Origin of the sequence: Nocardioides sp. J9 (genome assembly GCF_007829375.1) — a bacterium.
In the GTDB taxonomy this organism is placed as follows: Bacteria; Actinomycetota; Actinomycetes; order Propionibacteriales; family Nocardioidaceae; genus Nocardioides.
The window spans coordinates 85,861-96,657 of sequence record NZ_VLJQ01000132.1 but is presented as its reverse complement, the minus strand read 5'-3'; the positions used below and the strand labels follow the sequence as shown (position 1 = coordinate 96,657).

Below are 10,797 nucleotides of genomic sequence, written 5' to 3'. Positions count from 1 at the left end.
GCGCGTCGCACTCGCCCGCTCCCTGGCCGCGCGGCTGCTGCTGCTCGACGAGCCGCTCAGCGCGCTCGACGCGAGCCTGCGGGTCCGCCTCGCCGCCGACCTGCGCCGCATCCTCACCGAGGCCGGCACCACCGCGCTCTTCGTCACCCACGACCAGTCCGAGGCGTTCGCGGTCGCCGACCGGATCGCCGTCATGCGCGGCGGACGGGTCGTCCAGGAGGGCCCCGCCGCCGAGCTGTGGCGGGCTCCCGTCGACGCTCCCGCCGCCCGCTCGCTCGGCTACTCCGTGGTCCTCGACGGCGACGCCGCCACGCTGGTCGCCCGCGCCGCATCAGTGCCGCTCGAGCCGGGTGGACAGCTGGCGGTGCGCTCCTCGGGCATCCGGGCCCTGCCGGCCGACGGTGCCGACGGGGGCGGCGCGGCCAACGGTGCCGGCGGTGTCGTCGGTGTCGGCGGGGGCAGCCTGCCCGGCACGGTGCGCTCGGTGCGGCTCGGTCCCGACGGACTGCGGCTCGACGTCGACGTCGACGGGGCAGGTCGCCTCGCGGCCCTCGCCGACGCCGCGACGGAGCCCGCGCCGGGGGACCGGGTGCGTCTCCACGTCGACGCCGGAGCCTGCGCGGCGCTGCCCCCGCGGGGCGCCGGGAGGTGGACGTGACGCGGGTCACGCGCGCGCGTCGTACGGCGCCGGACGCGCGGCCCGCGCGCAGCCGGTCGGCCCGACGACCTACACTCCCTGAGGTGTATCGGCGTGCGACAGCGCTGCTCGTCTCGACGGCAGTCTTGATGTGGGTCACGACGTACGTCGTCGGCCTGAGGTACGACCAGGCGCCCGTCGAGCCCGAGGGCAAGATGCTCGGGCCGTCCCTGACGATGGCCCTCGACCTGCTCGACGTGGATGTCTCGAGCATCACCCTGCTCAGCCTGATCCTCGTCGTCGACGTCGTGATCCGCTCGTTCACGATCCTGCTCGCCGGCCTCGCCATCGACCTCGGCGTGCGCGGGCTCTGGCAGTCCTGGCGTCGTCGCCGGCGGTTCAAGGAGGTCGTCGCAGAGCGCTTCCGCGACCACTGGACGCGCGGGCGCATGCGCCTGGTCGTCGTCGGCACGCTCTGCTTCTACGTCACCTACGTCTGCTACCGGAACCTCAAGTCGTTCCTGCCGTTCGTGCGCTCCGACCCGGACGCGCCGCCGGGCGAGGTGCGGGCGCTGTCGTACGACCGCGAGCTGCACCTGGTCGACCGCGTGCTCTTCTTCGGCCACGACCCCAGCGACGTCCTGCACGGCCTGCTCGGCACCAACGTCGCGGCCCACTTCCTCTCGCAGGTCTACCTGGCGTACCTGCCGATGGTCGTCACCCTCGTCCTCGTCTGGCTGGTCTGGTCGCGCACGCTGTCGTTCGGCTACTGGTTCGTGTGCGCGCAGGTGCTCGGCTGGTCGCTGGGCACGCTGTCCTACTACCTGCTGCCCACGCTCGGCCCCGGTATCGCCTACTGGCCGCGCTACACCAAGCTCGCGCACACGCCGACGACCGACCTGATGGACGGCATCACCAACGCGCGCGGTCGCTACCTCTACGACGACTCCGTCGAGGGGATCCTCAACTCCGTGGCCGGGTTCGCCAGCCTGCACGTCGCCATCTCGCTGCTGTGGGTGCTCGCGATCCAGTACACGCTGCGCTCGCGCAAGCTCACGATCTTCGGCTGGATCTTCTTCGCCTGCACCGTCGTCGCGACCCTCTACTTCGGCTGGCACTACGTCGCCGACGACGTCGCCGGCGTCTCCATCGCGGTGGTCTCCTTCTACGTCGGCGGCCTGGCCGCCGGACAACGCTTCACCCGCCGCCCTCGTGGGGGAGCAACGGCGTCCGAGGACGGCGCCGACGGCGGGGACGGCGACGCGGAGGCGGAGCCGGCCGCGACCGCCCCGGCGAGCTGACTGGCCTGTCGCCGGGCGGGCGAGGAGGGGTTTCACCACCTAGGCGGTGAAACCCCGAGCTCGCTCCGCCCGAATTACAACGATGTAGTTAGTCAAGCCGACACGCCGTGACTCCTGAGAAAATCCGAGATTTCTGTTCCCAATGTGACGAATGGGAACTACGGTGCTGCGGGTGCGCCAACCAGCTCTCGGGACCGGACTGCTCGCGCTCGTCCTCGCGGCGGGAGTGATCGCCCCCGCGGACGCCGACCCCGACGGGCCCGGGACGCCGAGTGCCTCCGACGTCCGCGAGGCGCAGGACCGGGCCGACGCGGCCCGCACCGACGTCGATCGGGTGCGCGAGCTGCTCGCCGAGGCCGACGCAACGCTCGACGCCGCCACGATCCGGGCCGCCAGGGCGGCCGAGGCGTGGAATGGTGCCCGCCTGGCCGCGCGGCAGGCGCGGGCGGAGGAGAAGCGCGCGGTCGCTGCGTCCGTACGGGCCGACCGGGCGCTGCGCGTCCAGGCCGCCGCCTTCCGCGACGTGCTGATCACCACCGACGGCAGCGGCGACGCCGAGGCTGCGAACGCGATCCTCGCCGCCGAGGACATGCGTTCCCTGCTCGAGGACAGCGCCGCCACCGAGCGCGTCAACGAGCTGCTCGACCAGCAGCGCGCCGAGTACGACGCCGCGGCCGGTGCCGCCGAGGAGGCGGAGGCCGACGCGACGGCCGCAGCGAAGGAGGCCGTCCGCGCGCTCGGAGCCGCCCGCGCCGCCCGTGACACCGCTCGTGCCGAGGCGGACGCCGCCGCGGCGACCGCCACCCGGATCGCCCGGCACAAGACCCGCCTCGTCGCCCGGCTCGCCCGGCTGCAGGGCGTCAGCATCGCCGTCGCCCAGCGTCGCCAGGACGCCCTGGAGGACGGGCGCCGCGCCGCCCGGGCCGCCACCCCCGTCCGCGACGACCGCTCCTCCGACGACGGCAACGGCGGCAACGGCGGCAGCGGCGGCAGCGGTGGCAGCGGCGACGGCTCCGGGGAGGCCGCGGACCCGCAGCCCGACCCGACGACCGACCCGGCGCCCGCCGACCCCGCCCCTGAGGACCCGCCCGCCCCGGCCGGTGGCGCGCAGGCGGCCATCGCCTTCGCCCGCGCGCAGCTCGGCGAGCCCTACCGCTGGGGCGCCGCGGGGCCCGACGCCTGGGACTGCTCCGGGCTGACCTCGCGGGCCTGGGCGGCCGGCGGCAAGAGCCTGCCGCACTACTCCGTCGCGCAGTACGACGCCGCGACCCCGATCTCGGCCGGGCAGCTGCGCCCCGGCGACCTGGTCTTCTGGAGCGACGGCGGCAGCCCGTCGTCGATCTTCCACGTCGCGCTCTACAGCGGCAACGGCCAGATCATCCACGCCCCGCGCACCGGCCGGCCGGTGACCGAGGAGTCCATGTACTACTGGCGCACCCCGGACTTCTTCGCCCGCCCCTGAGCGTCCCCCGGCCTGCCCGCAGGTCGCGCCCGGCGCGACCGTCGTTCGGCTAGGTTCGGCGCATGGCCGACGAGTCCACGACCGCCCTCCCGCCCGCCCTGGAGGTCGACGTCCCCGCCCTGACCGAGCTGCTCGACGGCCGCTACGCCGACATCCGGCGCACGGTGCGCGAGCTCCTGCCGAGGTACGCCCCGGTCCTCGAGGACGCCGAGACCATGCCGCGCGACGAGTTCCGCGAGCGGGTGCGCGACGTCGTCCTGGAGATCGCCGAGGCCGGGGCAGCCGGGATGGGCTTCCCCAAGGAGTACGGCGGCGGGGGAGACATCGGCGCCTCCATCGCCGCGTTCGAGACCCTGGCGTACGGCGACCTGTCGGTGCTGGTGAAGGTCGGCGTCCAGTTCGGCCTGTTCGGCGGCGCGATCCTGCAGCTCGGCACGCAGCGCCACCACGACGCCTACCTCGCCGACATGCTCGCCGGGCGGCTGCTCGGCTGCTTCGCGATGACCGAGACCGGGCACGGCAGCAACGTGCAGGCCCTCGGCACCGTCGCGACCTACGACCCGGACACCTCCGAGTTCGTCGTCACCACCCCCACGCCGGAGGCCGGCAAGGACTACATCGGCAACGCCGCGAGGCACGCCCGGCTGGCCGTGGTCTTCGCCCAGCTCGAGGTCGCAGGCGAGCGGCACGGGGTGCACGCGCTCGTCGTACCGCTGCGCGACGAGGACGGCGCCACGCTGCCCGGGGTGCGGATCGAGGACGACGGCCACAAGATGGGCCTCAACGGCGTCGACAACGGCCGGATCTGGTTCGACGGCGTGCGGGTGCCGCGCGAGGCGCTGCTCAACCGGTTCGCCGACGTCACCGAGGACGGCACCTACACCAGCGAGATCGAGAGCGCCGGGCGCCGCTTCTTCACCATGCTCGGCACCCTCGTCCAGGGCCGGGTCTCGGTCGGCGCCGCCGGGCTGAGCGCCGCGAAGGTCGCGCTGACCATCGCCGTGCGCTACGCGCTGCGTCGCCGGCAGTTCGAGGCGACGAGCGAGGACAGCGAGGACCTGCTCCTCGACTACGGCCTGCACCAGCGCCGCCTGCTGCCGCTGCTCGCGCGCTCCTACGCGCTGCACTTCGCCCAGGAGGTGCTGACCGGCGAGCTGCACGACGTCTTCTCCGGCATCGTCACCGACGACGAGTCACGGCAGCGGCTGGAGTCGCGGGCGGCCGGCACCAAGGCGATCGCGACCTGGCACGCCACCCGCACCATCCAGGAGTGCCGCGAGGCCTGTGGTGGCGCGGGCTACCTGTCCGTCAACCGGTTCGCGGCACTCAAGGCGGACACCGACGTGTTCACGACCTTCGAGGGCGACAACCACGTCCTGCTCCAGCTCGTCGCCAAGGGCCTGCTGACCGACTACGCCAGCGAGTTCGAGGACCTCGACCAGCTCGGCATGGTCCGCTTCGTCGCCGGCCTCGCCGTCGAGACCGTCCTGGAGCGGACCCGCGCCTTCCAGCTGCTCGAGCAGATCCGCGACCTGCTGCCCGGCGGCAAGGAGGACAGCTGGGACACCGACGCCGGGCTGCTCGACCCGGCGTACCACCTCGCCATGTTCCGCTTCCGCGAGGAGCACCTCATCGGCGGCGTGGCCCGCCGGCTCAAGAGCGGCGTCGACGGTGGCGCCAACCCGGGCGAGGTGTTCTCGCAGGTGCAGGACCACGTCATCGCGGCCGCCCGCGCCCATGTCGACCGGATCGTGCTGGAGGCGTTCGTCGACAAGGTCGCGGCCACCGAGGGGCCGCTGCACGGCGTCCTCAACGCACTGTGCGACCTCTACGCGCTCACCACCATCGAGGCCGACCGCGGCTGGTTCATGGAGCACGGCCGCCTGACCAGCCAGCGGTCGAAGGCGATCACCAGCGAGATCGGTGAGCTGTGCCGCCGCATCCGCCCGGTCGCCGGCGACCTCGTCGACGCCTTCGCGGTCCCCGAGGAGCTGCTGCGCGCCCCCGACCTGATCGGGAAGGACGCCTGACGTGCCCCACCGGTTGCTGCGAGCCGCCGTCGCCAGGGTCCCCGGCCTCGGCGGCTGGTCCGACGACCCGCTGTGGGCGTCGTTCTACGACTGGACGGTGGAGCACCCCCGCGCCGGCGGCGCGATCTGGCGGGCCGGCATCCAGAGCGACCTGGGCCTGCTCTACCGCGCGGCCGCCGAGATCGGCCGCCAGCCACCCGGCGCGAAGGTCCTCGACATCCCCTGCGGCGGCGGTGTCGCGCTGCGCGGCCTGCGGCCCGGACAGGGTGTCGAGTACGTCGCCGCCGACATCTCGCAGGCGATGCTCGACCGCACCATGGACGCCGCCCGCCAGCGCGGTGTCGACGACCAGGTCCACCCGCAGCTCGCCGACGTCGGTGACCTGCCGTTCGCGGACGGCTCGTTCGACCTCGTCGTGACCTTCACCGGGCTGCACTGCTTCCCCGACCCGGCCCGTGCGGTCATCGAGCTCGCGCGGGTGCTGCGACCCGGCGGCGTGCTCACCGGCAGCGCGCTGCTCAACGACCGCCGCCGCTACGCCCCGCTGCGCATCGGCGGCCGGGCCGCGGGCCTGCTCGGCCCCGGCTGCACCAGCGCGGACCTCGAGGGCTGGCTCGCCGGCCAGGGCGTCGCCGACGTCGTGCTCGAGGTGAGCGGCGCGATCGGCTACTTCCGCGGGGTCAAGCGCTGATGCGTGTCCCCCTGCCACCGCGCCCCTCCCGGCCCCAGCGGGCCCGCCGCCGCTCGGCGCAGGAGCGCAGCGCCGCCGTCTTCGCGGCCCTGCGCAACCTGCTGATCGAGCAGCCGTGGGGCGACGTCACCCTCGAGGCCGTCGCGCGTGACGCCGGGGTCAGCCGCCAGACCCTCTACAACACCTTCGGCTCCCGCTACGGCCTCGCCCGGGCCTACACCCTCGCGCTCGCCGACGCGCTGTGCGACGTGATCGCCGAGGCCGTCGCCGAGCACCCCGGCGACCCGCGCGCCGGGCTGGAGCACGGGCTGCTCGTCTACCTCCAGTCCGCCGCCGACGACCCCCTCATCGGCCGGGTCCGCGAGGGTGACGCCCACCCCGACCTGGTCCGCATCGTCACCGCCGACGCTGCGCCCCTGCTCGTCCTGGTCACCGGCCGGCTCGAGGAGATGGCCCGCGCGGCCTGGCCGGACGTCGACGACGCCCGCGCCTTCGCCCGCACCACCGCCCGGCTCGCCGCCAGCTACGTCACCATGCCGCCCGAGGACGACGCCGACCCGGCCGACCTCGCGGCCGAGCTCGCCGACGTCCTGGCGCCGCGCTGAGCGTCGTACCCGACCACGGCGGAGCCGTCCTCGTCGCGGACGTGACGTCCGCACTTCCTGACCGTTCCTCGCACTTCCTGACCGTTGCAACGGTCAGGAAGCGACGGAATCGCCGCTGAAGAGGTGATTCCCACCCCCGGGTACGACGAGAGCCCGGCCGCGTGCGCAGCCGGGCTCCCAGAGCTCGTGGTCCGGGCAGGGCCCGGGGAGGATCAGTGGCCCTCGGCCTTGAACCGCTCGAAGGAGGCGACGATCTCGGCCTCGGCGTCGGCGCGGCCGACCCAGTCGGCGCCCTCGACGGACTTGCCGGGCTCGAGGTCCTTGTAGACCTCGAAGAAGTGCTGGATCTCGAGCCGGTCGAAGTTCGGCACGTGGTTGATGTCGCGCAGGTGCTCCATGCGCGGGTCGCCGGCCGGGACGCACAGGACCTTGTCGTCGCCGCCGGCCTCGTCGGTCATCCGGAACATGCCGATGGCGCGGCACTTGATGAGGCAGCCGGGGAAGGTCGGCTCCTGCAGCAGGACGAGGGCGTCCAGCGGGTCGCCGTCCTGGCCGAGCGTGTCCTCGATGTAGCCGTAGTCGGCGGGGTACATGGTCGAGGTGAACAGGAAGCGGTCGAGCCGCATCCGGCCGGTCTCGTGGTCGACCTCGTACTTGTTGCGGCTCCCCTTGGGGATCTCCACGAGGACGTCGAACTCCAGCACAGGCTTCCTCCACACACTCATTCGTCGCCCGCGGCGCGGGCCGGCCGGGGCGCCGGTGAACCGTTCCCGGACCTGCCCCGCGCCGCTGTCCGCAGCATTGTCCCGCACAATGTCCCGGAACGCGCAGTCGGGAGCCGATCGTGGGACGGCCCGGGCGCGCACGCAGGAGGAGACACGTGGGCAGGCGCAGGTCCGGGAACGACGGCGAGGCGCGTCCCGGGCGCGCCCGGAAGGCCGTCGCAGGGGTCCTCGGCGTGGCGCTGCTCGCCGGTGGCGGGGTCGCCTGGCAGACCGGTGCCGCCGAGGACTGGTGGGACGAGCTGCGCGGCGCGCCGGAGCAGCCCGCCGACCCGGCCGCGGTCGCGCCGCCTCCCGGGGTCGACGTGCCGGCCGTCGTACGGCCGAAGGTGCTGGCCCAGCCCGCCCGCGCTGCCGGTGCCCTCGACGAGGCGGCCCTGCGCCGCGCGCTGCGCCGGCTGAACGCCCGGGACCTCGGCAAGCACGTGATCGCCGCCGTCGGCCCCGTGGACGGCACCGGGCTCGCCTACCGCGCCCGCGAGGGCAGCCCGGTGGCGATCCCCGCCTCCACGACCAAGGTCGTCACCTCGGCGGCCGCGCTGTTCGTGCTCGGCCCGGACCGCACCTTCGAGACCACCACCGTCCTCGACTCCTCGGGCCGCACGCCGCGGCTGGTGCTCGTCGGCGGCGGCGACCCCTACCTCACCCGCACCCCGTCCCGCGCTGGCGACGCGGCGAGCCCCACCTTCGACCCCGAGCGCGCCGACATCCGCACCCTGGCCCGCAGCACCGCCGCCGCCCTGCGCGCCGACGGCGTGCGCACCGTGCGGCTCGGGTACGACGACTCCCTGTTCACCGGTCCCGCCCTGCACCCACGCTGGCGGCCCGACTACTTCCCCTCCGAGGTCGCGCCGATCAGTGCCCTGTGGGTCGACCAGGCCCGCACGCCCGACCTGACCACCAAGGTCCCCGACCCGGCGCCGAGCGCCGCCGCGGAGTTCCGCCGCGAGCTGGTCCGCGCCGGGATCAAGGTGGCCGGCCGCACGACCCGCACCGTCGCGGGCCCGACGACGACCCCGGTCGCGTCGGTCAGCAGCCCCACCGTCGCGCAGGTCGTTCAGCGGGTCCTCGAGGTCAGCGACAACAACGCCGCCGAGGTCCTGCTGCGCCACATCGGCATCGCCGACCAGGGCGAGGGCTCTTTCGCCGCGGGCCAGCGCGGGGTCGAGCGGGTGCTGGGCGCCAACGGCATCGACCTCGGCGCCTCCGTCCTGTACGACGGCAGCGGGCTCTCCCGCGACAACCGGCTCGCGCCCGAGGTGCTCGTCGAGGTGCTGCGCTGGGCCGCCTCGCCCGACCACCCGCAGCTGCGCCCGGTGCTGTCCGGCCTGCCGGTCGCGGGCTACACCGGCTCGCTCACCGACCGGATGGACCACGGACCGGCCGAGGGTCGCGGCCGGGTGCGCGCCAAGACCGGCACGCTGACCGGGGTCAGCTCGCTGGCCGGCATCGCCGTCGACCGCGACGGCAACCTGATGGCGTTCGCGCTGATGGCCGACAAGGTGCGCCCCGACCGCAGCGGCCTGGCCCGGGTGGCGATGGACGACGCCGCGGCCGGCCTCGGCGCCTGCGCCTGCGGCGGCTGACGCCCGGGACGCCGCCCGGACGCCGCCTGGGGCCCCCTGGGCCTGCCGCGCCCACCCTCCGGACCGGTCCAATCGCGGGGGGCCGCGCCCGGCCCCCGTCTACGCTCTCCCCATGCCCGACCACACGCCCGACCCGAGCGCGGACCTGCCGCCGATGATCGACTGGGGCCTGGCGGTGGCGCTGGGSAGCCGCATCGCGGGGGAGGGCCCCGTGGTCACCCGCGCCGAGGCCGACGACGCGGTCGCCGAGCTGCGCGCCGGGGCCAACCGCTCCACCGGCCTGGTCCGCGACTTCACCGGCCTCGACGCCCCCGACGGCACCGCGCCGATCCTCGTGGTCGACCGCCCGGGCTGGGTGCAGGCCAACGCCGAGGGCTTCCAGGTCGCCACGCAGCCGATGGTCGCCAAGCTGGCCGCCAGCAAGCGCGCCTCCGGGCTCGGGGTGAAGATCGGCTCAAAGGTCACCGGCGCCGAGGTCGGCGGCCTGCTCGGCTTCCTCGCCGGCAAGGTGCTCGGCCAGTTCGACCCGTTCCACGCCCCGCACGGGCGGCTGCTGCTCGTCGCGCCGAACATCGTCCACGTCGAGCGCGAGCTCGACGTCGACCCGCACGACTTCCGGCTCTGGGTCTGCCTGCACGAGGAGACCCACCGTGTGCAGTTCACGGCCGTGCCGTGGATGCGCGAGCACCTCTTCTCCGAGATCGAGGCGATCAGCGAGACCGTCGACCCCGCCGGCCTGCTCGACGGCGGCGGCGAGCGGCTGCTGGAGGCGGTCAGGTCGGCCCGCTCCGGCGGCAGCATCGTCGACATGTTCAGCACCCCCGAGCAGCGCGAGGTGCTCGACCGGGTCACCGGGATGATGTCGCTGCTCGAGGGCCACGCGGACGTGGTCATGGACGACGTCGGCCCCACGGTCATCCCCAGCGTCGCCGACATCCGCCGCAAGTTCACCAAGCGCCGCCAGGGCGTCGGCACCCTCGACCGGCTGCTGCGCCGCCTGCTCGGCCTCGAGGCCAAGATGGCCCAGTACCGCGACGGCGCCCGCTTCGTGCGCGCCGTCGTCGACAAGGTCGGCATGGAGGAGTTCAACGCCGTCTGGGCCGGTCCGGAGAACCTTCCCGGCAAGTCCGAGCTCGCGGACCCGGAGGGCTGGATCCGCCGCGTCCTCGGCTGAGGAGGCGCCGATGGGCCTGCACCCCGCCGTCGCCGCCGTGCGCCGGGGCGTACGACGCGTCCTCGGTCCGCTCGAGCAGGGCAGCACCGTGCTCGTCGCCTGCTCCGGTGGTGCGGACTCCCTCGCGCTGCTGAGCGCGACCGTCTTCGAGGCCCGCCGTCCCGGCCACCGGGTGGTCGGGGTGACCGTCGACCACGGCCTGCAGGACGGGTCGGCGGAGCACGCCGCCCGCGTCGTCGCCCAGATGGCCGGGCTCGGCGCCGACGAGACCGCCACCGCGCGGGTGCAGGTCGACCCCGGCGGGCTCGGGGTCGAGGCCGCGGCCCGCCGCGCCCGCTACGAGGTGCTGGAGCAGGTCCGTGAGCACTTCGGCGCCGCCGTCGTCCTGCTCGGCCACACCCGCGACGACCAGGCCGAGACCGTGCTGCTCGGGCTGGCCCGCGACGACACCGTCGCCGCCTGCCTCGCCGAGGGCATCGAGGCGTGGGACGACCCGCACAACCACGACCCCGGGTTCGCCCGGGTCCGG

Annotated in this window: 10 protein-coding genes; 9 read left to right on the top strand and 1 reads right to left on the bottom strand. The window is 74.5% G+C overall.

Annotation, left to right across the window (positions count from 1 at the left end; genetic code table 11):
• From L615_RS22135 to L615_RS22110, 6 genes are all read left to right on the top strand, one after another.
• The coding region (locus tag L615_RS22135) for a TOBE domain-containing protein (RefSeq protein ID WP_145726481.1) at nucleotides 1-658 on the top strand (658 nt) is incomplete at its 5' end.
• Between the two features lie 83 nt (nucleotides 659-741).
• Complete coding sequence (locus L615_RS22130) at nucleotides 742-1,938, top strand: phosphatase PAP2 family protein (RefSeq protein ID WP_261376818.1); 1,197 nt, start codon at nucleotides 742-744, stop codon at nucleotides 1,936-1,938.
• Nucleotides 1,939-2,110: 172 nt separating this feature from the next.
• Nucleotides 2,111-3,400 (top strand): C40 family peptidase, encoded by a 1,290-nt coding sequence (locus tag L615_RS22125; protein WP_145726480.1) that lies wholly within the window; start codon nucleotides 2,111-2,113, stop codon nucleotides 3,398-3,400.
• Nucleotides 3,401-3,462: 62 nt separating this feature from the next.
• Nucleotides 3,463-5,430 carry an acyl-CoA dehydrogenase gene (locus tag L615_RS22120; RefSeq protein ID WP_145726479.1) on the top strand — a complete coding sequence of 656 codons (1,968 nt, stop codon included), beginning with the start codon at nucleotides 3,463-3,465 and terminating at the stop codon, nucleotides 5,428-5,430.
• 1 nt (nucleotide 5,431) lies between these two features.
• On the top strand, nucleotides 5,432-6,121 hold the full coding sequence (locus tag L615_RS22115) for a class I SAM-dependent methyltransferase (protein ID WP_051485734.1): 690 nt from the start codon (nucleotides 5,432-5,434) through the stop codon (nucleotides 6,119-6,121).
• On the top strand, nucleotides 6,121-6,726 hold the full coding sequence (locus tag L615_RS22110; RefSeq protein ID WP_036517582.1) for a TetR/AcrR family transcriptional regulator: 606 nt from the start codon (nucleotides 6,121-6,123) through the stop codon (nucleotides 6,724-6,726). The genes L615_RS22115 and L615_RS22110 overlap by 1 nt, the downstream gene beginning before the upstream one ends.
• Nucleotides 6,727-6,938: 212 nt before the next feature.
• Here the strand turns inward: L615_RS22110 and L615_RS22105 are convergent, their stop codons facing one another.
• A complete protein-coding gene (locus tag L615_RS22105) occupies nucleotides 6,939-7,427 on the bottom strand; it encodes an inorganic diphosphatase (protein WP_028655551.1) in 489 nt (162 codons plus the stop codon).
• Nucleotides 7,428-7,606: 179 nt separating this feature from the next.
• Between L615_RS22105 and dacB the strand changes: the two genes are divergently transcribed.
• From dacB to L615_RS22090, 3 genes are all read left to right on the top strand, one after another.
• Complete coding sequence (dacB, locus tag L615_RS22100; protein ID WP_186449980.1) at nucleotides 7,607-9,094, top strand: D-alanyl-D-alanine carboxypeptidase/D-alanyl-D-alanine-endopeptidase; 1,488 nt, start codon at nucleotides 7,607-7,609, stop codon at nucleotides 9,092-9,094.
• Between the two features lie 112 nt (nucleotides 9,095-9,206).
• Nucleotides 9,207-10,268, top strand: coding sequence for a zinc-dependent metalloprotease (locus L615_RS22095; protein ID WP_232221751.1), 1,062 nt, complete (start codon nucleotides 9,207-9,209; stop codon nucleotides 10,266-10,268).
• A gap of 10 nt (nucleotides 10,269-10,278) precedes the next feature.
• A partial coding sequence (locus L615_RS22090) for an ATP-binding protein (protein ID WP_145726489.1) occupies nucleotides 10,279-10,797 on the top strand: 519 nt, incomplete at its 3' end.

What these genes read in the sequence shown, in the direction of transcription:
- L615_RS22120 (WP_145726479.1), top strand. Translation starts at nt 3,463, where the DNA reads ATGGCCGACGAGTCCACGACCGCCCTCCCGCCCGCCCTGGAGGTCGAC.
- L615_RS22110 (WP_036517582.1), top strand. Translation starts at nt 6,121, where the DNA reads ATGCGTGTCCCCCTGCCACCGCGCCCCTCCCGGCCCCAGCGGGCCCGC.